Origin of the sequence: Prevotella sp. P5-92 (assembly GCF_002251245.1) — a bacterium.
In the GTDB taxonomy this organism is placed as follows: Bacteria; Bacteroidota; Bacteroidia; order Bacteroidales; family Bacteroidaceae; genus Prevotella.
In genome coordinates this window covers 92,469-114,998 of the sequence record NZ_NPJG01000007.1, presented here as the reverse complement: position 1 = coordinate 114,998, position 22,530 = coordinate 92,469, and the positions used below count along the sequence as shown (strand labels likewise).

Below are 22,530 nucleotides of genomic sequence, written 5' to 3'. Positions count from 1 at the left end.
TATGGCAATAATTAAACCATTCAAGGGTATTCGTCCTCCAAAACAGTACGTGGAGGAAGTGGAGTCACGCCCATACGACGTCCTCGACTCCGAGGAGGCAAGGGCGGAGGCAGGCGACAACGAGAAGAGTCTCTACCACATCATTAAGCCTGAGATTGATTTTCCTGTAGGAACAAGTGAGTACGACCAGCGCGTCTATGAGAAGGCTGCGGAGAATTTCCAGAAGTTCCAAGACAAGGGATGGCTGGTACAAGACTCCAAGGAACAGTACTACATCTACGCTCAGACCATGAACGGGAAGACACAGTACGGACTCGTCGTTGGAGCATTTGTCGATGACTATATGAACGGCACTATCAAGAAGCACGAGCTCACCCGTCGCGACAAGGAAGAAGACCGAATGAAACATGTCCGCGTGAACAACGCAAACATCGAACCTGTCTTCTTCGCCTATCCCGACAACGACGTCCTCGACACCCTCATCCGCCGTTATGCCGCCACCGAACCAGAATACAGCTTCATAGCACCGGTTGACGGCTTCGAACATCAGTTCTGGGTAGTCTCTGACGATGCTGACATTGCCACGATCACCGCAGAGTTCGCAAAGATGCCAGCCCTCTATATCGCCGACGGTCATCACCGTTCGGCAGCAGCAGCTCTCGTGGGTGCAGAGAAGGCAAAACTCAACCCCAATCATCGTGGCGACGAGGAGTACAACTACTTCATGGCAGTCTGCTTCCAGGCCTCACAGCTTACCATCCTCGACTACAACCGTGTGGTGAAAGACCTTAACGGGCTCTCCTCTGAAGAGTTCCTCGACAAGCTCTCAGCCAACTTCTGTGTAGAAGACAAAGGTACCGACATCTTCAAACCCGCCGAGCTACACGAGTTCTCACTCTATCTCGACGGCCATTGGTACAGCCTCAAGGCAAAGCAAGGTACATACGACAATAACGACCCCATTGGAGTACTTGACGTTGACATCTCCAGCCGTCTCATCCTCGACGAGATACTCGACATAAAAGATCTCCGTTCCAGCCAGCGCATAGATTTCGTTGGCGGTCTTCGCGGACTTGCCGAGTTGAAACGTCGCGTTGACAGTGGCGAGATGCGTGCCGCCCTGGCTCTCTACCCAGTGTCCATGCAACAGATCATGGATATTGCAGATAGTGGCAAGATCATGCCACCGAAGGCCACATGGTTTGAGCCTAAGCTACGCTCAGGACTGGTAATTCATAAATTGAGTTAAGCATTGGATTCGTATAAGACAATATCCGAAAAGAAAACAGGCGAGGGCTACATCACTGAAAAGCGAAGTAAGTTCCTCGCCTTTGCCCATCATGTAGATACCACCGACGACGTGAAGGATCTCGTGGCCATGTACCGCAAGAAATACTACGACGCACGTCATGTATGCTGGGCATATATGTTAGGTCCAGAGAAGAAGGACTTCAGGGCCAACGACGACGGCGAACCAAGCAGCACAGCAGGCAAGCCCATCCTTGGACAGATCAACAGTCGTGAACTCACCAATATTCTCGTCGTCGTGATACGATATTTCGGCGGGGTTCTCCTTGGTACGAGCGGACTTATTGTGGCATATCGCGAGGCAGCGTCTGCTGCCATAGACGATGCCGTCATAGAAGAGCGTCTGGTGGAGGACATTATCACCTACACATTCACCTACCCCATGATGAACGACGTGATGCGCATCGTGAAAGACATGCAGCCGCGCATTGTCTCCCAAACCTTCGACAACACCTGTGAGATACGATTAGCCATTCGCAAGTCACAATCAGAGGCATTAAAAGCAAAATTATCTAAATTATCGTTCGAATAATTTGGCGGTTTGCAAATTTCTTTGTACCTTTGCAGCCGAAATAAAGGAGAGTTGGCAGAGTGAACGATCGCGCTGGACTCGAAATCCGGTATACCCTCTTCGGGTATCGGGGGTTTGAATCCCTCACTCTCCGCGAAAATAGCTTAATGGGAATCAGTCAGATTCCCATTTTTTGTATCTGATTATCAACTTGTTATAGTTGTAACACTTTGAGAATGAGAGATTTTGAGAATTAATGCATCTCTGAGTAGTAATCAAGATGAGTGAAGATAATGCATCATTAAGTAAAAATATATTATTATAGACTTGTTAGAGTTCATTTTTGGACGAAAAAGTTCAAATAAAACAGTTTTTCATGCTTGATTTTGCAAAAAGGGTCGTAAAATTGTTAATATACGACTTTTTAATTGTTTTTTTTGCTCATTTGCCAAAAAGTATGTTTCTTTGCGCAAAATTTTTAACCTCAATGAATATGACAATGAAGAAAGATGAAATGGAGCGACTCACATTGATGATTGCTGAGAAAACTGCCGAGATAGTGATAGAACGTCTAAATAGTACTCCAATTTCAAGGGAGGAGGATGACGATTATGTTACCAGTCAGGAGGCAGCTCACATACTTGGTGTAACACCAAATTATTTACGGTCAATGAAAGATAAATTTCCACATAAAAAGGTGGGAAATAAAAATCAGGGACGTGTTTTTTTCAAAAAAAGCGGACTATTCGAAAATTATGTAAAATAATTATGAAAACTTCAGTTGATTCTCCTATCGTTGGTTTCGTTTGGAATCGATATAATGAGGCTTCTGACGAAAAAGATGCGGTCATTGAAATTCGCATCTATTATCGAAGGAAGACAAAATATCATAGCACTCGTATTCGGGTGTTCGAAAAGGAATGGAAACATGGTCGTGTGGTTAATCGTGTCGATTCTATGATTATCAACAAACAACTTGACCAGTACCTTGTTGATATTCGTGAGATCATTTACGAAATGTATAAGGATGGTTACATCGATATTGATGCCATTTTTCCGAGGTTGGAAGCGAAACGGAAACCAAACGTCTCTTTTCTTGATTTCTGCGAGGAAAGAATGAAGATACGAAAATACGGTAAGGCTAAAGACAGCCAAGAACGTTATAACCGTTTTTTCCGATTCCTTAAGGAATATGGGAAAATTAAGACATTCTATGACATGACGGATTCTAAAGTAATGGAACTTGATCGTTTTCTAAAGAAAAAAAATATGAAAGCGAAGAGCCGTTGGAACAACTACCATCGGTTCCTCAATTCGTTTATTTTGGATGCTCAAAAGGAGGGACTTATAAAGGTAAACCCATATGATCGTGTGAAGATAGAAAAAGGTGACGACTACGATGGAATAGAGAAATATCTTACTCCAGAGGAGTTTCAACAATTACGTGGAGCCACTATGCCCGATACACGTTTGGAGCGTGTGCGTGATATCTTTGTATTTCAGGTCTTTACGTGTTTGTCGTATCACGACCTGAAATCCTTCGACTCAAAAAAGATAAAAGAAGTAGATGATAATAAGGTCTATTTCGGGCGACGTGGAAAAACTAAAATAGAGTACACTATTCCTCTTCTATCACCGTCAATAGAAATACTGGAAAAGTATAATGGCAAGTTACCTCTAATCAGCAATGTTAAGTACAATGAATACCTGAAAGAGGTGGCAGCAGCGGCTGGAATAAACAAACCAATCACAACGCATTGGGCGCGTCATACAGGCGCAACATTGTTGCTTAATTCCGGTGTTAAAATAGAAATTGTATCGAAAATTTGCGGACATAGCAGCATAAAGATGACTGAGAAAATTTACGCAAAAATGCTTCCGAAAACAGTTCTTTCTGAAGTTACAAAAATCGAGGGGAGGTTAGTATGACAAACTTACAAATTAAAGAAAAGTGGAACGAAGTTCTGGACTTCGCTACGGAACACGCCACAAATAAAGGGCTGCATACGGGCATAAAGTGGCTGGAGGATTCGTTCAACGAGTATATAGAAATGTCCGAGAAAACACCGGGTTACGGCATCGGCGGACAGCCAGGCAGCCTGCATAACCGTGAAGTGCTGGCAGAGAGGATCGTCCTCGCTCTCGGCCCCTTTGTAGGCGGTCGTCATATCCTCGACGAAGAGCAATTGGGAAAACTGAAGGACTCGTTAAGAGACATTGTCAATAATGTGGAAAAGTGTAATCAGATAAAAATATAGTTATGGTAACAATTTTCAAACCTCCCTAAAAAAGAAAGCCCCAAGCGATAATGCCTGGGGTATGGGTTCGGAAACTTCTTTGATGTTTCGGGAAAACCGCGTTAACTTTCTCACACCGGGGCAAAGTTACGAATAATTTCCGAATCCAGCAAATTTTTCAGCAAAAAATTAACTTATTAATGGATAGAAATTATGAATATCGAAAAAATTATAGAGTTCGCAAACTCGAATTATAAGGCAAAAATAGTTGACGAAATTCCGATGGATGGTATTAATCCTCGAATACGAAAGTATATCGAACATACAGCAGGTGTTCTTAGAGCCCCAACCAATTTCGTATTCGGCGAGGTCGTGACTATATTGGGAGCTTTGCTTGGTAAAAAGGTAACAGTATCCGATGGGGCATACCGTAATCGTTGTAATTTATTTTCCGCAATAGTCGGTGTCGCCAGTGGAGCGAAAACTCCGACCATCAACTACTGTATGAAGCCTGTAAGTCGGATGGAGAAGCGTAATTATGACGATTTTGTTTGCAAATTTAAGGTCGCTAAGGCTAAGGAAGAAGATTTGCCGGAGTATGACAAACAAATGATTGTGAGCAATGAGACGATTGAGAACTTGTACAGAGTTTTATATAATGTTCGGAATTTTCCTGTCGGTACTCTTATGCATCAGGACGAATTGTTGAATTTCTTTGGCGGAAACGCGAAGAAGTATTCCGATGGAAATATCATTAGCGATTTCCTTACGTTATTTGACGCTTTATCGACTCTACGTGTCGGTCGTGTAAGGCTCGAACTGCCTTTAATTATCGACGAACCTTTTCTTACAATTCTTGGGGGAATCCAAAAGAAAAGGATTCCTGAATTATTTGCTGGTCAGGAACACAACGGCTTCTTCTCTCGTTGGTTGTTTTGGCTGCCCAATCAAGATTGTGCGCTCATCGATGATAGGGACACCAAACCAGACCAGGAATGGGAAGATTTGGTCGATCGTGCAACATCATCACAGTTGGAGAACATCCTACTTAGTTTCGAAGATGTGGGATTCGTGAGGCAACTGGACGACGAGTACCGTCGCCTTCGCGACATATTAGAAGAAGACGGAGAAGATGAACTGTCTGAGACCATTATGAAGCAGGGGTATGTAATTCGCCGCCTTGCCGCTATTTTCCATGCCCTAAATGCTCTTGCCGAAGGCTATGCTCCGAGAGAGCTTATCCGGAACGAGACGGTAGAATATTCCAGCAGGGTCGTAGAGCATCTCTTTCGCAATTCCTGCATTGCCCAAAGAATAATAGATGAACAGAGAAAGAAACCCATCTCGACGAGGGAAGCTATATTGGCTTTGGCTGCAAATTGTGAATGTAATGGTATTGGTTTAGACAAAATAAACCGTTCTTTACTGTCGTCAGCTTTGGGAGGCAAACCTACTCAACAATATATTTCTAAAGTTTTGGGTGAATTGAGGAAGAAATGAAAATGTAGCTCTGGGAGAATCCAATAAAGGGTTTTCCCAGAGAGAATATTCTCTATTTCTTACATATATATTAACTAAATGAATATTAATTATGTTAAATAAATTAACTAAAAAACACATTATAGGCGTAGTTGTAGGTTGTACCTTAATAAAGTCTCTAATATTCAAAGAGTTACAGAGATTTGAACTACAACTAAAAAAATCTTTACAAATTAATTTGGTTGTAGTCGAAATCTTCTGAAAGCCGCATAAACACTGGGGTTTCGGAGGTACAACCTACAACCACCCTTATATGTGTTTGCGTTAAATAGAAATTAACAATTATTTCTTTACAAAAATAGACAAGATGAATATCAAGGAAATAAAGGAAAAATACACGTGCCTTGACTACCTTGGGAATCGGGTGGTAAGGAAGACTGCTGAAGGCTATCTGTGTCGTGCCCCATGGAGGGAAGACAAGCATCCTTCTCTGACCGTTACACCAAATGGTAGAGGATGGAAAGACCATGTGACAGGTGAACATGGCAGCATAATCGATATGGTGATGCGATGTTTAGGTACAAATGATGTGCGAAGGGTGTTGGAGGAATTGGGAAACGCCAATCTCTCTCCTTTTGACCAGCAAAAAATATTCTGCGGGTCAAAGGAAAAGGGAAATGGCTTCGCATTTATTGAAGTGATGCCGCTTCAGTCAAAGGGCTTGTATGCCTACCTCCACAATCGTTGCATCAATATAACGATAGCCAAGCAATTCCTTCGTGAGGCTCATTACGGCTTTGAAGTTAGGGAGGATGGCAAATACCTATACGCTCTGGCCTATGGTAACGACAAAGGCGGCTATGAGCTGCGTAGCTGCTCGTATAAAGGTTCAACTCATCCAAAGTGGATAACAACCCACCACAATATAGAAAATGCTCCTACGGTCGTTTTTGAAGGCTTTTTTGATATGTTGTCTTTTGCCACGTTGTGCGGCGAAGTGCGACATAACTACCTCACGCTCAATAGCATCGTCAATGTGGATGCAGCAATAGAAACATTAAAACTGACAGATAACAAGGTTTTCCTCTGCCTTGACAATGACAAGGGTGGTGACGAGGCAACGAAGAGGATACTTGATGTGCTGCCGTCAGCCATAGATATCAGGGGTAGGTTCGCTCCTGCCAAGGATGTGAACGACTACCTATGTAATTATCGTGCAGGGCTTTAATCACCTCTTTATCTGATTTCCTGCCCAGTCTGTAAGGTCAGTTATGTAGCTCGGACCACCGCCAGCATCCTGCGATTGTCTGCGGAGGAGAGCATTTAGTCGTTGATGGGTGCCTCGTGCGATGGCCATCACCTCTCGCGCAGCACCATCCACCCAACCTGGTGGTGTCCCCTGTCTATGGAAGTCTTTCTCTGCCAGGGAAAGAAGATCCGTAGCGGCATCGGTTCTTTCTCCTCCAGCTGAAGCGATAGCCTTCTCTATGCTTAGAGCCTGCTGCGGTGTGAAGTCCTTCTGTGTCGGCGAACTCCCCAAGTGGAATATGGCCGCCACCGCCTCTTTTGCTGCTGGCCACCGACGAAAAATAACAGCATCTCGAGCCTCGATGTGCTTGTCGGCCATCCGAAGTTCACCTGCCTTATCCATTTTTTTTATGTCTTCCCTCGTCTTCTCAATTATGGAGTTCGTTTTATGGAAAATGCTCTCAGCTTTCGAGGATAAAGCCGAAATATGTTTCCTCAAGTCTTCGTTCGTGAATGCGAGTTTTTTCCCCTTTTCCTGAAGGCTGAAGAGGTCTCTCTCCGCTTCCTCACGTTTCTTTGTCTTGTCGGCTATTTTCGACTCTATCTCTGCCAGTTCTGCCATCAGCTCTGAGCGTTTCTGTTCGAGCTGTCCGTTGCTTTCCGAATATTCATCTTCGAGGGCAGCTATCTGTGCTTCGAGATTATCTCTTTGCCCTTCGAGGTTCTGTAACATCGTCGAGAGTCCTTTAAGCTTTTTCTCCGCGATTTTCATCTGGCTTTCGATATTGCTAAGCTCTTTCCTTGCCTCCTTTACTTTTTTCATGGTCTCCTTAAAGATAACGTATTCAGCACCAGTACGATGTTTACTTAAGGCCTGCTCCTCTGGTGACAGCTCATCATATGAAGTCCCTCGTTCAAGTCCATATTTGTACCCAATCTGCAGATGATATTCAGTGTGGAGATTTTGGAAAAATGCAGCACGTTCTTTCGGAGTTCTCCCGACCACGTCATAATAGCTCACCGCCTCCTTTGTTTTTCTCTCTTCCCCCGCCTTTACTCTTCCACGCTTCTGCACTATGCCCACGGGCACAACTTGGATGTGTGCATGGGGGGTCGTCTCATCAAGATGAACATTAAATCCGACAATGTTTTCCTCACCGTATTTATTGGCGAACCATTGGTAGGTATCCATTGCCCAGCTTTCTATCTCCTGGCATCGAGAAATTGAGGCATTTCTTTCATCGGTTCCACCGAATATTACGGACTGATTTCCGAACGCCATCTCTCGTAATCTTTCTTGGTCACCACCCACAACAAAATCAAGGCAAATGTTCGGTGCATTTGGAGAATCTTTTCGAAAATATCGGAACCCCAATTCTTGTAATCTATTTTCGAGCCTTTCATGTAATGGAGTCCCTTGCGACAACATCGGGCATATCTTCCCCTTGACGATTTCAAAGTTCAAGTGCCGCCGGTACCAATCATAGTAGCACGGTTTGCCACTATAGTCTGTCGTTTTTTCGTAGCGTTCTTCGTCCCATCCTCGACGTTCGTTTTCGTTGCTCTGCGCCGCCGACATTGCCTTTGTCGGCTGCATGTGAATTGATCCTTTCTTTGCCATCTTTTTTTCTTCTTTTTATTGTTCTTTTTTCTATTGCAGCTTGCTGCTCGTTCCCGTAGGGCCCAAGGGGGTATTTAATATGAACTCGATAAGAGGTCAAATTTTAAATACCCATATTGGGTTTTGGATATTTAAAAAAAATAACCCCTTGCGGCACGTTCGGAAAGCTGCTGCGAAGTTAGGAAAAATTCGGCAATTCCGCCACCTCTAAAAAATAAAAAATCGTATATTAACGTTTTAACGACTTAAGGGGTGCTTCTGGGGCTGGGGAAAGGAGAAAAAAAATAGCAGGGGTATAGGGGGCTTCCCCATAGCGACCAGCACCGCAGAACGCAACGAAGTGGAGCGGTAAAAGAGGGCTGCACCTCGTGCCGAAATGTGGAGCGAGCGGAATATTAATAGCCCTCCCCCTATACGCCAAGAGAAATAAACGAAAATTCGACCGAAAAAGTCGTAAAATTGTTAATATATGACTTTTTATTTTTTTTATTCTTCCATTCCTTTTTTTTATTATATTTTTGCACGGAAAATTTTTAATAAAAATAGAACAATATGAATGTACAAAAACTACAGACAATGAGAGGCAGCGAAAAACTGAAAATTCAGGCCGCTGTCCTCGAGGTGATGGAGACCAAGGGGTTCTCCCTCGACAAGGATTTCGGTCTAATCGAAAGCACAGAAAATCCAGCGAACTGGATAATGGCATTCACCCACAAATCCAGTGCCTTTGAGGACCTCGAAAACGTTAGAGGAAAACTTGGTTCAAATTTCAAAATTCAAATTACCTCGAAGTCCAAAGAACACTTCCTTTTCAGGATCGAGGGACCGGCTGAAGAGTTCATCAAATTCGGGCAAGGATTGAAGGCGTTGGCGACACCATCTCAGCCTATCCCTCCTCGGTCATATTCTCCGTCACCAACACCAAAATAATAATGTATATGAAGAAAAAAATATCCAAATTCTGTATGCTTGTCGCCATGCTGACAGCCATGTCTTGTAGTGACGCCGACAACACAGTCGTTCCAGGTTCTTCCGTGATGATGTCCTTCTGTGGCGAGGACATCCAAACAGACACACGTGCTTCCTTCACCACGTCGATGACGTCCTTCGGACTTTCTTGTTCCGTGTATTCTTCTTCAGCCACTGCTTCGTCGGCGGCATTTGGAAACTACTTCCTGAACAAGAAAATCTCGAACAATGCCACAACGGAATATTTCTGGCCGGGTAGTGGCAAAAAGTGCAGCTTCTACGCATACTATCCGTGTGGAAATAGTAATATAATTTTGAACTCTACAACATCATCAACGGGTTCACCGACGTATGCCCTCACCATACCGACGGACATCACGAAACAAGTGGACTTCTGTGTCGCTGAGGTGAAGGATGTTGCCGGCGACTACGAGCGTACAGTTACTCTTCCCTTTTCCCACGCTTGTGCCTCAATTTCCTTCAAAATAAAGAATACCGGAACGGAGGCATTCACCCTAAAGTCCGTGTCATTCTACGGGGTTAAGCAGTCAGGAAGATACAGCAATGGAATATGGTCCACGTCGGGCAACGCCTCCACATCCACATCAAATGCGATGACGATAACGTCAAACACATCTATCGATGGCGGTGCCACGCTTGATGTGTCAGGAGCCACCAATAAGATAATCGTAATCCCGCAGACTATCGCAGCCGAGACAGAGATATTTGATGTTCTTGTTGATTATAACGGCGAGGAAAAACACTATACCTATAGTTTGTCGGAAGCATTTACCATAGAGAAAGGAAGCGGCTATACATATACACTAAGTATTAATTGTTATAATCCATCCAATGGTTACGAATATGTTGACTTAGGATTACCGTCAGGGTTGAAATGGGCGACGTGCAACGTCGGGGCGAGCAATCCTTGGGATTATGGACTGTACTTCGCATGGGGTGAGACCACTGGGTATACCGCTGAACAGGTCGAAAGTTGTGTTAGGGATTTTGAATCTGGAAGTTATAAAGCAGCTTCGATTTCCGCTGACCTTACGCTTGCACAGGATGCGGCACACGTTAATCTCGGTGGTAACTGGAGGATGCCGACCAAAGACGAATTTCTGGAACTGATTGATAACTGCAATGTCACTTGGACGGATGACTATAACGGAACAGGGGTGGCAGGAAGGGTCTTCACCTCAAAAACCAACGGGAACTCGGTGTTCTTTCCCGCCTCTGGTTTCTGCAACAATTTGTCCGTGGACTACGTAGGCTCGAAGGGCTACTACTGGTCGGCTTCGTGGCACGACTCCTCCTACGCGTGGCGCTTGTACTTATATTCTGGGAAACAGATCGTGAACCGCCACGGCCGGTACTATGGGTACTCGGTGCGCGCGGTCTGTGAATAATCTTTTTTGTTTCATCATAACCAATCCTTCGGGATTTCAGGGGGTGCAGCGGCATCCCCTTTTTTTGTAATGGTCAATAAAAAATTGGATAATCATAAATAAAACGAGCCATCCTAACGATTCAGGATGGCTCGTTTTATTTATTTCTCTGCGTACCGAATGTTTCGGGCTTCCCAGTTTATCTCCAATTTCGACAGTCCACAACCCTTCTTCATAAGGGAGAGTGTCCCAGCGATTACCCAAGGTCGGTCGTCCTCGGACTGCTCTTGAATGTAATCCCAGACGTTCGCGCCCGTCTTCATCGTAGTGTTCTTCAGCAGATTTATCTGCTCCTCTGTAAGTGTTTGAACCATAAGCATTATCGTTTTTGTTACTTTGCTGCAAAGGTACAACAAAAATCGAGAAAAACGAAATGCCCCCCAAAAAAGTAGCGTAAATATTTGGAAGTTTCGATATTTCTTCTTAACTTTGCAAGCAATAAAACTATATAATTGTTAGAGCAAATGATTGACACTTCGTAATATAATAGATACATAGTGTTGATTCTCAATAAGTTATAAGAGAATATGAGGGCGTAATAATACAATCCCTCACTCTCCGCTTAATGACTTAAAGGGAATCTTGTCGATTCCCTTTTTTCGTACCTGATTATAAGCACTTTATATTCATAACATATTATCACTGAGAGATTTCAATAAATTGCCTTCATTGGCTCTTGCAGATACCTACGTGAGCCAATGAAGAAAGCAAAAGGAAAACGGATGACTGTAGGATAAAAATTTTGCTACCACGCGAGGAAAAAATAAATTCCTCGCGTGGTAGCAAAATTTTGGTCGTAAGTTAAGTAATCCAGACGAGCTGTGACTCGCTGGGCTGTGGCATCATCAATAGATGCTGAACGAGCAGTACTGGGTCAAGAAGACTTTGCTGTCGCCAGCTTTATTATTCCTTATCACTTGTTGGATATAGTCGTATGTGCCACGCGAACACTTAATCAATGTACTCTTCGATGTTGTAGCAGCGTCCTTAAACATCGTATTCAACAAGCATGTTTCAGGCAGTACAAAAGCAGGAGAGCCTAACACGAGATTCTTAAGACTTCTGCAACCGCTGAATATAGCTCTGAATTCAATAATCGTATTGAAGTCTAACTGCGACATGTCTATGTCTTGCAGTTCATAGCAGTTGACAAACATCTCTTTCATGCCTTCACCCGTCAAAGAAGTCTTGGGGCAGTACAAATTCACGTGTTCAAGAGAATTGCAATTCCAGAACATTCGTCTGAATGTTGTGACATTCTCTGTGTTCAACAAGCTGAGATCTGCCGACTTCAGCGAACTGCATCTGTCGAACATGCTATCCATGCTAGTGACCTTAGAAGTGTTGATACCCTTCATGTTGACCGACTCCAGACCGGTACACATTTGAAACAGTCCAAACATCGTGGTCACATTCGATGTGTTGAGCGGAGTGAGGTCAACATGCTTCAGCTTTGGACAGCCAAAGAACATTGTATTCATCTTTGTGCATCTTGAGATATCGAATCCCGACAAGTCAACCTCCTCCAAGCCATTGAGATTATTGAACATTTTACCACACTCGTTTCCCGAACTGACCACAGATCCTGGTGTGGATACGATGATGGTGCCTGACGACGCGTCCCATTCCATATATACATTATGTGGTAAGTTTCTTTCATTACCACCTATCCTTATAACATTGACTGGTAGGTCTTTTGGAAGGCATCCCTTATATTTGTCGCTATGTCCTATTATCTTCACCTTCTTAATGTCGTCAGCTACGCCACCATTAGCTTCCACGAGTTTTTTCATGTTGGTGGTAAACGGACTTCTCGCATCGATGGTGACACCTTCATACGCTTCGGCCTTCTGGTTTATAGTGAAGGAGAACTTCTTGGTAATGTCGGTAGTAGGGGTAAGGGTGACTATGGCACTCTTGTCAGCTCCGTTGTAGTTGTTATAAACGTAGAGCACGAGTTTGCCTGCTTCCTTGGAGAAGTCGTATATCCAACCCTTCTCGCCAAAGGATACGTCAAAGTCGCAGTTAGCGTCAAGCGGCACTTCCACCCTGCCACCTGCTGCAGGAGCTTCCACCACCGACTGCTTGATGTTGATATAAGGTGCTTGCGAGCCGGTAGAAGAGCCTGAACCAGCACCAGAGCCCTGGGCATAATCCACTACCCTGTCGGAGTCAAAGTCTTTCACCCATTCGTTATGAGCGGTACCACCACTTTGCATCCAGCCGGTGACATTCGGGAACACCTTATCAATCTTTTCGCTCTCAAGAGTATGAGGCATATATCCTTCTACGCGGAAAGCCCACACAAGGCCATTCTGATGGAACTCCTTCTCGTCGCTGTTGGAAGCGAAGCGGGTCACCTCGGTGTTCTTCTCATGTATCTCTACCTTAGACTTGGTGTTGTAGATAAAGAAGTTGAGATCCTTGTCCCTTATGTCGAGCTGACAGTTGTTGTCGATGGCGCGCGAGAGGGTGATGGTGACGTAAGGAAGCTGGTCTTGTTCCACACAGGGAAGGCTGACGTTGAAGTATTTGTTGTTGCCTTTGAGTTCCTGTACGCCATTGATGCGGAATACAGGAGTGCCAGAGGCATCATTTTCAGATGCTTCCTCTACGGAGAGACGTGGGTCGGAAGAGGTCCAGCTGACGTCGAGTCCGTCAACGTCAACGCCCTTGACTTCCACTCCAGGTACGAATGGCAGTGTACCACCGATGGCACGTATCTGCATGGTTATCTGCAATGTCTCCGTGTAGTCGTCCTTACCATATTGTTTCTTGTATCCGATGACAAAGTCATTCATGTCGTAGTCGCCCAGTTGTGGATACATATCCTCAAAGAGTACTGTACCATAGACTGAGTTGTTTGGCGAGAACACCAAGTGCTTGTTTCCCTCTGTCGAGGGCAGTGTCTCAGCAGCACCTGTTAAGGCTCCATAGATGCCGAAGGCACGTGTGCGTAGTTGCTGCTGCGTCACGTCGATGATGCGCTTAACGGTATTGCCTTCGCTGTCGAGATAGGCAAGATAAAGCTTGTCGATTGAGTTGAGTGTGGTGAGGTTGATGGTCTCTGGCTTTTCGGCCTCGAGTATCATCGAACACATGAGCGTAGTGAGATCAGCATCTTCATATATGAAGACACGTGTGGTGACATCGGTTGTCAGAGTCAGTTCCACATCCTGCGACAGGCTCCAGTCGAAGTCAAGTGGCACTTCACCGAATGGGTTGTCTCCAGGTTTTGTTTCTTGTCCTTGAAATAAATCTATTCTTTCATGACACGCATTTAGCGTAAAGAATGCGCAAACTGCTGCGGTTATCTTAATCGTTTTTTTTATAAATGGTCCCATATTCATATTCTTGGAAATGTTAGTTTGAAAATTCAAAAAAAGTTAACTTGTTACCGGTTAACGGGTAACTATCTTGTCAACACGAAGACATTTCAACTGAGTCAACATGTCAACACGCAAACAGGACCAATCGGCACTTCGGGCTTAGTATGCCTGTTTGTCGCCGAGAAGGGCATTGCGGACAGTGAGGTACATGATGCGTACGTCGAGCCATATAGTCCAATTCTCCACATACCAGACGTCTTTCTTAATTCTGTCTTCCATCTGCCATAGCTCCTGTGTCTCACCACGAGCACCCCTCACTTGTGCCCATCCCGTGATGCCGGGTTTCACCCAGTGGCGCACCATGTATTTGTCTATCAGCGCTGAGTATTCTTCGGTGTGTTTCACCATGTGTGGTCTTGGACCTACCACCGACATTGAACCCATCAGCACGTTGAGAAACTGTGGCAGTTCGTCGATACTCGTCTTGCGCATTATGTTTCCCCACTTGGTCTTGCGTGGGTCGTCCTTGGTTGCCTGTAGCTTGTCGGCATCGGCATTCACCTTCATCGAGCGGAACTTCAGACAGGTAAACTCCTCGCCGAGCAGGCCGTTGCGCTTTTGTCTGAAGAAGAGCGGTCCGGGCATGGTAATCTTTGTGATTATTGCCACTATGCCGCATATCCACCAGAAACAGGTGACGATAAACAGTCCGCTGACAAGGATGTCGAACGAACGTTTCAGGACGCGGTTACTGAGTTTACTGAGAGGTTCCTGACGTATGGTAAGTACGGGCATGTCGTCCATCATCTTCACGGCCATGTGTCGATGTACATAGTTTCGCACGTTGGGCACAGAGAAGAACCTTACGAAATGTCGTTCACAGAAGTTAATGACATTGACAATCTCCACCGAACGGCTTGACGGGAGGTTGCAGTAAATCTGATCCACACGGTTGTGTTCAAGCCACGCAAACACGTCTTTTACATTACCAAGACGGGTGATGCCGTCAGGAAGGTGTTTGGAGTCAGCATCGGCAAAATATCCCAACACGCGATATCCTGTGCTGAGTTCACCCATCATGATCTGATAGAGATAGGCGAGATTGTGTCCTGCACCGAGGAATACTACCGTTCGTGTATTCTTTCCTTTTGAGCGCAGGTGTTTTAATATTTCCCTTGCCATAAATCGTCCGTAGAACACCACTATTGTGCTTATTACATATTCCCTAAGCAGGTTGAGAGGATGTAGTTCAAGTTGCTCATCGACAATGACAAATGTGACGAGTAGGAAGAAATACATGACCGACGATTTGAGCACGCGTCCCAGTATCTGATCCACGCGGATAAACTTGTCTTGTGCAAAAGGTATGAATGTGAGTACTATAACGAGGTAGAACACATTCACCAAATACCACAATGTCTCAGACCCGTCATGCCATCCTAACAAGTAGAACAACATGTACAAAGCATTCACCAACACGAGGTCGATGCCGATCACCAATGCAGTAGGTTTCATCATATCAAATAAGAATAGTTTCTGGATAATCTTTCTTTTTTTGAGTTTCCCGGTGCGAAGTTACGACATTTTCTCGAATTGACCAAACATTTTTTCTTCTTTTTTACACATTTGCATATTATATTGCATAAACGATGGTCATTTTTGGCTATTTTGTAGAAAACTATTGTACTTCTTTGTGTTTTGTTAACTTGTTACCGGTTACATGGTAACAAATATCTCAATAATTGTATATTTTTCTACAGATATTATTATAAAGAAAAAAAACAGGAGTGAAAGGCGTCATAACTCGGGGTGACGCCCTTCACTCCCAATGGTGAAGTGTGAAAAAAATTATTTCAAACCACGATTTTTGAGCAGAGGCTCAATACTTGGCTTCTTGCCACGGAAATTGACATACATGTCCATGGCATCATTGATGCCACCAGGGGTGAGAATGTGCTTACGGAACTTGGCAGCCACCTCTTGATTGAAGATGTCGCCTGTCTCTTGATAAGCGTTGAAGGCGTCAGCCTCAAGCACCTCTGCCCAGATATAGCTATAGTAACCTGCGGTATATCCACCACCCATAGTATGGTTGAAATACGTAGTACGATAGCGTGAGGGAATTTGGTTGAGCAAACCTCTATCGACGAGTGTCTTACGCTCAAACTCCATCACGTCGAAGTCGTCGGGGATGTTTTCGAGCACGTGGAAATCCATGTCGAGCAGCGAGGCTGCAAGATATTCGGTAGAGGCAAATCCCTGTCCGTATTTGCTGCTGCGGTCGAGTTTCTCCACAAGCGACTGCGGCATCACCTCGCCAGTCTTGTAATGCTTGGCATACACCTTCAGCACCTCGGGAGCGAAAGCCCAATGCTCGTTGACCTGAGAGGGTAGCTCCACAAAGTCGCGTGGCACGTTAGACACGCCCTGATAGTGGACATTCTGGAAGAACTGGTGAAGGGCATGACCAAACTCGTGGAACATGGTGCTTGTCTCATCGGCGTTGAGCAGAGCCGGTTCGCCAGCAGCTGGCTTGGAGAAATTACACACCACGGTAACGATGGGGATGACCTTCTTGCCGTTCTCGTATGTCTGGTCGCGATATGTGCCACACCATGCTCCTCCACGCTTTGAAGCACGGGGGAAGAAGTCCATGAAGAGTATGGCAAGACGACTGCCGTCGCGGTCGAACACCTCAAATGCCTGTGCGTCTGGATGAGGCAGAGGCACATTTGAGAGAGGTTTCAGCGTGATGCCATAGAGTTTGTTGGCGCAGTAGAAGAGGCCGTCACGCACGTTCTCGAGTTTGAGATACGGACGGAGCTCATTCTCGTCGAAGCTATACTTGGCGCGCTTGGCACGGTCGGCATAGTAACGCCAGTCCCATCCCTCAGACACAAAGTCACGTCCGTCCTTCGCCATCTCCGCCTCCACGTCGGCGAGTTCCTCCTTTGCCTTGGCAAGGGCAGGTGTCCACACCTGATCGAGAAGTTCATAGACGTCTTTCGGTGTCTTTGCCATACGGGTGTCGAGAGCCATGGCGGCATAGTTGGGGAAGCCCATGAGGCGAGCTTTCTCGAGGCGGGCTTTAACAAGTCGTTTCACCACGTCGCGGTTGTCGTTTGCACCACCACGGCATCCTCGGCTGATATACCCCTTGTACATGCGTTCGCGCAGTTCACGGCAGTCAGAATACTGCAGGAATGGCATCACGCTTGGGTTATGGAGTGTGAACACCCACTTACCGTCGAGTCCCATCTCAGTGGCTGTCTCGGCAGCGTTAGCTATGAGAGTGGATGGCAGTCCGGCGAGCTGTTCTTTCTTGTCGAGCACAAGACGGAATGCGTTGGTCTCGGCAAGCATGTTCTGTCCGAAGGTGAGTTGCAGCATAGAGATCTCTGCATTGAGTTTGCGGAGCTGTTCCTGCTTGTCAGCGTCGAGGTTGGCACCACTACGCACGAAGTCCTTATATGTCTCCTCGAGAAGTTTCTTCTGTTCTGCATCAAGCTTCATCTCCGACTGGTGGTCATAGACATACTTCACTCGTTTGAAGAGAGCGGCATTCATGATGATGTCGTCGCTATGGCTCGAAAGGAGAGGAGATATCTCCCGGCTGACGGCCTGCAGTGAGTCGGAGGTGTTGGCACTGTTCTGTCCGTAGAACACTCCCGCAACCTTGTTGAGCAGTTTGCCCGAGCGGTCGAGTGCTGCTATGGTATTGTCGAAGGTGGCTGGTTTCTTGTTGTTGACAATGGCCTCTATCTCCTTTTTCTGTTCCTCCATGCCCTTCATAAAGGCCGGTTTGTAGTGTTCCACCTTGATCTGTTCGAATGGAGGTATGCCAAACGGCGTGGTATATTTGGAAAAGAACGGGTTACCGCCTTTTGCCATTGCAGTGCCGCAGACTATAGCTGCGGCGCAAGTAGTGATAATCATCTTTTTCATAATAATAATGATATTAAAAACCGGAGATTCCGGAAAGACCGGAAAAACCGGATATACTGGATTACCCGGATCACCCGGATCACCCGGAAATCCTGGAAATCCCGGAAATTCCGGAGATTCCGGAAAGACCGGAAATATCCTTTTATCCCCGTGGAAAATCTTTTATTCTTTAGTCAACAGAATCAACATACCTTCTCAAGACGTTTCATCATGATAAACATGAATGCGGCGGATAGGAGGCAGAGGACAATGAATACTGCCCATACGCTCCAGAGAGGTAATGAGCCCCAGAGGAATCCGCCCACGCTAACGAGGAAGTTTCCGACGGCGGTAGCCACAAACCATCCTCCCATCATCATTCCCTTATACTTTGGAGGAGCCACCTTTGACACAAACGAGATGCCCATAGGCGAGAGGAGGAGTTCGGCGAAGGTGAGCACGAGATAGGTAGAGATGAGACAGTTGGCAGAAACGAAGGTGGCATTGTCGCCAGCAGCAGCCTGCTCGTCAGGCGATGGGAGTCCCATAGAGAAGAATGCCATCACGCCGAAGCCTACTGCAGCCACGAGCATACCATAAGCTATCTTACGTGGAGCCGACGGTTCCTTACCCTTACGTGCCAATGCGCCGAAGATGGCAAGGCTGACAGGAGTGAGAGCCACGACATAGAACGGGTTAAACTGTTGGAAGATTGGAGCGGAGATGTCCATCGAACCCTCAACATTGGTGTAACGCCATGCGAGGAATCCCGCACACGCTGCGAGCACGATACCAGCAATAGCCTTTCCCCTGCCAGTCTTGCTCTGGAAGAGCGAGAAGAGGGCATAGACGATGATGATCACTGCCACGAGGTTGAACACGTCGAACGCCATGCTCTGTACGCCCTCGACGCTCTTTACGGTAAACTCATTGGCGAAGTAAGTGAGTGTTAGTCCGTTCTGGTGGAATGCCATCCAGAAGAATATCACCACAGCGAAGACGAGACAGAGAGCTACGATGCGAGCCTTGGTATCTGCTGGCGACAATTCCTCGGCTGGTGCCGCATTGTTGTCGTCTTTGCCGTTAGCCTGCTTTCCTCCCTCCACATGACGGAAGGTGGAACGGGTGAGGTAATAGATCGCGATGGAGAGGATAAGCGATGCGCATGCTACTGCAAAGGCAAAATGGTAAGAGTCGTTGACCGACACACCGAGGTTAGCCTGTGCCCATTCCATAATCTTCACCGCTGCTGTAGGTGCAAAGAGCGCGCCGATGTTGATAGCCATGTAGAAGATGGAGAAACCAGAGTCGCGCTTGTCGGCATACTCAGGAGCATTGTAGAGGTCGCCCACCATCACTTGGAGGTTGCCCTTGAAAAGACCTGTTCCTATGCCAATCATTACCAATGCGGCGATCATGGTGATAAGAGCCATGATGTCGCCACCGAGGGGTACGGCGAGGAGCAGATAGCCTGCAAACATGATGAGGATGCCGATGGTGACCATCTTACCGAAGCCGTACTTGTCAGCCATCATTCCGCCGAAGAGTGGCAGGAAATAAACCAGCATCAAGAAGCTGCTGTAGATAAAGCCAGCCGTGCCTGGGGCAAGGCCGAAGTTAGCTCTCAGGAAGAGAGCGAATACTGCGAGCATGGTGTAGTAACCGAAGCGCTCGCCCGTGTTGGCTAGTGCCAACGCGAAAAGTCCTTTGGGTTGTCCTTCAAACATAATTTTAGATATTTTAAGTGATTAGATATTATTTGATTTTCTGATTCCGTGTGCGAATGATGTCGAAGAGGTAGCTGACCTTGACCATCATGCTTCCGTTGTTGCTCTTGCCGAAGGTGTCGGCTTTTGAGTTTCCGAAGATATTGCCAAGACCATAGTAATAGCGTGCTTCGAGGAGGAAGTGTCCTATCTTGGGACGGGAGAACTCGAGACCTGCACCTACAGCTATTCCGTAATCGAACTTGTTCTTCACGCTCATCGTGTCCTGGTAAGCATACTGCTGCACACCCACACGGTCGGCAATGTTACGGTCTTCCCACTCGAAGTTGGTAGTGGTCTTGTCGCTAAGGAAAAAACCCACCTGCGGACCGAGTTGAAAGAACGCCTGGAAGCCCTTGCGCTCCCTACCCCATCCCATGCGTGCCATAAATGGTATTTGGATGTAAGTGAGCTGGCGTTGGTACTGTTCTGCCTCACCGCTGACGGCGTTGATGACGGGTGAGTTGTCGGCATCAATGATTTTCTCCTTCCATCCCATCTGTGTGAGGTTAACCTCGGCCACGATAGCGCAGATGCTCTTGAAGTATTTCTCGCATGTGTATCTCATGGTAAATCCCGCAGTGATGCCGCCGAGCTGTGACTGCGGGACATTGGGACTAAAACCCACGTTGCTCATGGTGTATCCTCCGTTGACTCCGACGGCGAGGTCGGTGCGATAGTCGCCTATCTGGGAGTACGCCACATAGGGCAACATCAGCATCAGTCCAAGAATTATTCTTCGCATATTTTGATATGTTGTTTATATATATAATAATGTGTCAGTGTGTCAGAACTGGATGGTCTCCACCCGGTGACCCTCGTCATACTGCACAAAGACGATACTCTTGTTCTGATATCCTCCGCCTATGGCTTTGCGTTCGAAGCACAGCGGGCTTTGTATAGGCGTGTAACCCACTGAACCGCGCGCACCCGTAAATCCGCCACCATAAAGATAAAGTCCACGGATGAAGAAAAACGCCTGGTCGAAACCAGTGATGGCGAAGCGTGGCAGAGCCTGTATCATGTCTGCATGGAAGTTCCAACGGTATTTTTGCTGGAAACGCGCCGTCCTCGAGGAGAGCACGTTGTAGTGATAGGCTGCGGGTATTGTGACCTGATATTTGTAATAATGGTCGATATTGTACTTGGTGTACATCATCCATTCGGTATATCCAAACATTTTTATCTTCAGGTTGGGATAGTTCATGTTTAGATTGTCGAGCTTGGCAAAAACGAGGTTGAGTTCAGGCGAACGACCAGTGTTGAGAACAACCACGTTGGGCTGCGTGCGACTGAAAGCCTTCTGGAAATACTCTTCGCCCGACTTAACATTAGTGATGGAATACTGCAAGCCCATAGCCTCAAGACGGCGACGCAGTCCGAAAGTGAAGATGCCCTTGCGACTGGTGGAGTCGTTGCAATCGACAAAGATGACATGATGACCCTTATAGCGCTCAAGGAAACGTTCTATGACGAGGGTATTGAACAGCTCAGGCGACTGATACACTTGGAAAAGATGCTGGTTACGTTCCACCTCGTCGGTCTTGATAGAGAAAGGAATGAGCACCTTGATGTCGTGCTTGGCTGCAAAGTCGGCCAAGGGTTTCACCTGTCGCGAATAGAGGGGACCTATGATGAGGTCACACTTGGCGGCATCCTTTTCCTTTAGGGTCTTAGTGATGTCGTCCTCCTCTGCCACATTCCATGCGTGCACATCGACCGACACACCATTATGCCGGAGACTGTCGCATGCCATGAGCACACCACGATAATACTCCACCATACGGCGCCCGTCGCCATTGAAGTCGTGCAGCGGGAGCATCACTCCCACTGACACCTTTCCACCCTCCTCGCTCTTGGCATCCACATGGGTTGACGACACGAGAAATGCCACAAAAAGTAGTGAAATATGTCTAAAAATCGATTTCATAATCATAAATTTCAAAATATCGCGTACAAAATTACCAAAAAAGCGCGGATAAATCAACTTTATTCACTAATTTTGCACATAAATTTATATAAAAATGAGAAAAAAGCTATTATTTACACTCATAATCGCCTGTTTTTGGCCATTAATTGTACTCGCTGACTTCAATCCGACGGCTTATTACACCATCGACGGAGAGGAGATGGAGAGCACCGATATGATAGCCGACGCACAGGCACCGCTGACAGTAAGGTTCGCCGCCAACCCCACCGAGACAGAAGGTGACGTAGGCTACGAGTGGAGGTTTACAAGAGAGGGAGAGGAGAAGCCTTTCATGACGAGATACGAAGAAACGACCACTTACGAATTCAAACAGTCGGGAATGACACAGGTGGAGCTATACGTCACGATAGCGGGATATGACGAAGCTGAACTGACGGCGACGTTCTCCATATCGATTACCAACAGCATACTCGAGATGCCCAACGCCTTCTCGCCCAACGGCGACGGGGTGAACGACATCTACAAGGCAAAGGAAAACCATAAAAGCATAGTAGAGTTCCATGCCTATATCTTCAACCGATGGGGACAGAAGATATACGACTGGACCGACATCAACGGAGGATGGGATGGGACATGGAACGGAAAGGACGTCAAGGACGGAACTTACTACGTGCTCGTGAAGGCAAAGGGTGCCGACGGCATCAACTATGATATTAAAAAAGACGTCAACGTATTGAGGAAATACCTCTTGGAACAATAG

The 22,530-nt window shown here is 46.3% G+C and carries 19 protein-coding genes and 1 tRNA gene; 12 read left to right on the top strand and 8 right to left on the bottom strand.

The features are described from left to right. Nucleotide 1: 1 nt before the first annotated feature. The 8 genes from CIK99_RS01220 to CIK99_RS01185 all read left to right on the top strand — a co-directional run bounded on the left by CIK99_RS01220 (nt 2) and on the right by CIK99_RS01185 (nt 6,763). A complete protein-coding gene (locus CIK99_RS01220) occupies nt 2–1,249 on the top strand; it encodes a DUF1015 domain-containing protein (RefSeq protein ID WP_094378941.1) in 1,248 nt (415 codons plus the stop codon). 3 nt (nt 1,250–1,252) lie between these two features. Next, on the top strand, nt 1,253–1,840 hold the full coding sequence (locus CIK99_RS01215) for a YigZ family protein (RefSeq protein ID WP_094378939.1): 588 nt from the start codon (nt 1,253–1,255) through the stop codon (nt 1,838–1,840). Nucleotides 1,841–1,885: 45 nt separating this feature from the next. Next, nucleotides 1,886–1,973 (top strand) — tRNA-Ser (locus CIK99_RS01210). A gap of 345 nt (nt 1,974–2,318) precedes the next feature. Continuing rightward, nucleotides 2,319–2,585 (top strand): helix-turn-helix domain-containing protein, encoded by a 267-nt coding sequence (locus CIK99_RS01205; RefSeq protein WP_144007856.1) that lies wholly within the window; start codon nt 2,319–2,321, stop codon nt 2,583–2,585. Nucleotides 2,586–2,587: 2 nt separating this feature from the next. Continuing rightward, complete coding sequence (locus tag CIK99_RS01200; protein ID WP_094378935.1) at nt 2,588–3,748, top strand: site-specific integrase; 1,161 nt, start codon at nt 2,588–2,590, stop codon at nt 3,746–3,748. Beyond that, nucleotides 3,745–4,077 carry a hypothetical protein gene (locus tag CIK99_RS01195; protein ID WP_094378933.1) on the top strand — a complete coding sequence of 111 codons (333 nt, stop codon included), beginning with the start codon at nt 3,745–3,747 and terminating at the stop codon, nt 4,075–4,077. The genes CIK99_RS01200 and CIK99_RS01195 overlap by 4 nt, the downstream gene beginning before the upstream one ends. Before the next feature lie 192 nt (nt 4,078–4,269). Continuing rightward, nucleotides 4,270–5,556, top strand: coding sequence for a DUF3987 domain-containing protein (locus CIK99_RS01190; RefSeq protein ID WP_094378931.1), 1,287 nt, complete (start codon nt 4,270–4,272; stop codon nt 5,554–5,556). Nucleotides 5,557–5,902: 346 nt separating this feature from the next. Further along, a complete protein-coding gene (locus CIK99_RS01185; protein ID WP_094378929.1) occupies nt 5,903–6,763 on the top strand; it encodes a toprim domain-containing protein in 861 nt (286 codons plus the stop codon). On the opposite strand, the gene mobV is transcribed toward CIK99_RS01185, so the two are convergent. Then, complete coding sequence (gene mobV / locus CIK99_RS01180; protein WP_094378927.1) at nt 6,764–8,404, bottom strand: MobV family relaxase; 1,641 nt, start codon at nt 8,402–8,404, stop codon at nt 6,764–6,766. A 552-nt stretch (nt 8,405–8,956) separates the two neighbouring features. On the opposite strand from mobV, the gene CIK99_RS01175 reads away from it, so the two are divergent. Continuing rightward, nucleotides 8,957–9,334: a hypothetical protein gene (locus tag CIK99_RS01175; protein ID WP_094378925.1), complete on the top strand. Its 378-nt coding sequence runs from the start codon at nt 8,957–8,959 to the stop codon at nt 9,332–9,334. An 8-nt stretch (nt 9,335–9,342) separates the two neighbouring features. After that, nucleotides 9,343–10,782, top strand: coding sequence for a fimbrillin family protein (locus CIK99_RS01170; RefSeq protein WP_158215865.1), 1,440 nt, complete (start codon nt 9,343–9,345; stop codon nt 10,780–10,782). A 140-nt stretch (nt 10,783–10,922) separates the two neighbouring features. Here CIK99_RS01170 and CIK99_RS01165 read toward each other — a convergent pair whose 3' ends face one another. From CIK99_RS01165 to CIK99_RS01150, 4 genes are all read right to left on the bottom strand, one after another. After that, nucleotides 10,923–11,135, bottom strand: coding sequence for a hypothetical protein (locus CIK99_RS01165; protein ID WP_144007854.1), 213 nt, complete (start codon nt 11,133–11,135; stop codon nt 10,923–10,925). 531 nt (nt 11,136–11,666) lie between these two features. After that, complete coding sequence (locus CIK99_RS01160; RefSeq protein WP_158215864.1) at nt 11,667–14,165, bottom strand: LruC domain-containing protein; 2,499 nt, start codon at nt 14,163–14,165, stop codon at nt 11,667–11,669. 144 nt (nt 14,166–14,309) lie between these two features. Next, nucleotides 14,310–15,668, bottom strand: a complete 1,359-nt coding sequence (locus tag CIK99_RS01155) for an undecaprenyl-phosphate glucose phosphotransferase (protein WP_094378917.1) — start codon at nt 15,666–15,668, stop codon at nt 14,310–14,312. A 330-nt stretch (nt 15,669–15,998) separates the two neighbouring features. Continuing rightward, nucleotides 15,999–18,095 carry a M3 family metallopeptidase gene (locus CIK99_RS01150; RefSeq protein ID WP_094378915.1) on the bottom strand — a complete coding sequence of 699 codons (2,097 nt, stop codon included), beginning with the start codon at nt 18,093–18,095 and terminating at the stop codon, nt 15,999–16,001. A gap of 7 nt (nt 18,096–18,102) precedes the next feature. Between CIK99_RS01150 and CIK99_RS15560 the strand changes: the two genes are divergently transcribed. Next, nucleotides 18,103–18,309 carry a collagen-like protein gene (locus tag CIK99_RS15560; protein ID WP_144007853.1) on the top strand — a complete coding sequence of 69 codons (207 nt, stop codon included), beginning with the start codon at nt 18,103–18,105 and terminating at the stop codon, nt 18,307–18,309. Here the strand turns inward: CIK99_RS15560 and CIK99_RS01145 are convergent. The 3 genes from CIK99_RS01145 to CIK99_RS01135 are packed head-to-tail and all read right to left on the bottom strand — an operon-like array spanning nt 18,278 to nt 21,770. Then, nucleotides 18,278–19,801, bottom strand: a complete 1,524-nt coding sequence (locus CIK99_RS01145) for a peptide MFS transporter (protein WP_094378913.1) — start codon at nt 19,799–19,801, stop codon at nt 18,278–18,280. The two genes, CIK99_RS15560 and CIK99_RS01145, sit on opposite strands and share 32 nt — an antisense overlap. Before the next feature lie 28 nt (nt 19,802–19,829). Continuing rightward, nucleotides 19,830–20,585, bottom strand: a complete 756-nt coding sequence (locus CIK99_RS01140; protein ID WP_094378911.1) for a porin family protein — start codon at nt 20,583–20,585, stop codon at nt 19,830–19,832. Between the two features lie 42 nt (nt 20,586–20,627). After that, nucleotides 20,628–21,770 carry a peptidoglycan-binding protein LysM gene (locus CIK99_RS01135; protein ID WP_144007852.1) on the bottom strand — a complete coding sequence of 381 codons (1,143 nt, stop codon included), beginning with the start codon at nt 21,768–21,770 and terminating at the stop codon, nt 20,628–20,630. A 94-nt stretch (nt 21,771–21,864) separates the two neighbouring features. On the opposite strand from CIK99_RS01135, the gene CIK99_RS01130 reads away from it, so the two are divergent. Next, nucleotides 21,865–22,530: a gliding motility-associated C-terminal domain-containing protein gene (locus tag CIK99_RS01130; protein WP_254047679.1), complete on the top strand. Its 666-nt coding sequence runs from the start codon at nt 21,865–21,867 to the stop codon at nt 22,528–22,530.

What these genes read in the sequence shown, in the direction of transcription:
- CIK99_RS01140 (WP_094378911.1), bottom strand. Translation starts at nt 20,585, where the DNA reads ATGCGAAGAATAATTCTTGGACTGATGCTGATGTTGCCCTATGTGGCG.
- mobV (WP_094378927.1), bottom strand. Translation starts at nt 8,404, where the DNA reads ATGGCAAAGAAAGGATCAATTCACATGCAGCCGACAAAGGCAATGTCG.
- CIK99_RS01175 (WP_094378925.1), top strand. Translation starts at nt 8,957, where the DNA reads ATGAATGTACAAAAACTACAGACAATGAGAGGCAGCGAAAAACTGAAA.
- CIK99_RS01220 (WP_094378941.1), top strand. Translation starts at nt 2, where the DNA reads ATGGCAATAATTAAACCATTCAAGGGTATTCGTCCTCCAAAACAGTAC.
- CIK99_RS01190 (WP_094378931.1), top strand. Translation starts at nt 4,270, where the DNA reads ATGAATATCGAAAAAATTATAGAGTTCGCAAACTCGAATTATAAGGCA.
- CIK99_RS01130 (WP_254047679.1), top strand. Translation starts at nt 21,865, where the DNA reads ATGAGAAAAAAGCTATTATTTACACTCATAATCGCCTGTTTTTGGCCA.
- CIK99_RS01200 (WP_094378935.1), top strand. Translation starts at nt 2,588, where the DNA reads ATGAAAACTTCAGTTGATTCTCCTATCGTTGGTTTCGTTTGGAATCGA.
- CIK99_RS01150 (WP_094378915.1), bottom strand. Translation starts at nt 18,095, where the DNA reads ATGAAAAAGATGATTATCACTACTTGCGCCGCAGCTATAGTCTGCGGC.
- CIK99_RS01205 (WP_144007856.1), top strand. Translation starts at nt 2,319, where the DNA reads ATGAAGAAAGATGAAATGGAGCGACTCACATTGATGATTGCTGAGAAA.
- CIK99_RS01185 (WP_094378929.1), top strand. Translation starts at nt 5,903, where the DNA reads ATGAATATCAAGGAAATAAAGGAAAAATACACGTGCCTTGACTACCTT.
- CIK99_RS01195 (WP_094378933.1), top strand. Translation starts at nt 3,745, where the DNA reads ATGACAAACTTACAAATTAAAGAAAAGTGGAACGAAGTTCTGGACTTC.
- CIK99_RS01155 (WP_094378917.1), bottom strand. Translation starts at nt 15,668, where the DNA reads ATGATGAAACCTACTGCATTGGTGATCGGCATCGACCTCGTGTTGGTG.
- CIK99_RS01170 (WP_158215865.1), top strand. Translation starts at nt 9,343, where the DNA reads ATGAAGAAAAAAATATCCAAATTCTGTATGCTTGTCGCCATGCTGACA.
- CIK99_RS01165 (WP_144007854.1), bottom strand. Translation starts at nt 11,135, where the DNA reads ATGGTTCAAACACTTACAGAGGAGCAGATAAATCTGCTGAAGAACACT.
- CIK99_RS01160 (WP_158215864.1), bottom strand. Translation starts at nt 14,165, where the DNA reads ATGGGACCATTTATAAAAAAAACGATTAAGATAACCGCAGCAGTTTGC.
- CIK99_RS15560 (WP_144007853.1), top strand. Translation starts at nt 18,103, where the DNA reads ATGATATTAAAAACCGGAGATTCCGGAAAGACCGGAAAAACCGGATAT.
- CIK99_RS01145 (WP_094378913.1), bottom strand. Translation starts at nt 19,801, where the DNA reads ATGTTTGAAGGACAACCCAAAGGACTTTTCGCGTTGGCACTAGCCAAC.
- CIK99_RS01135 (WP_144007852.1), bottom strand. Translation starts at nt 21,770, where the DNA reads ATGAAATCGATTTTTAGACATATTTCACTACTTTTTGTGGCATTTCTC.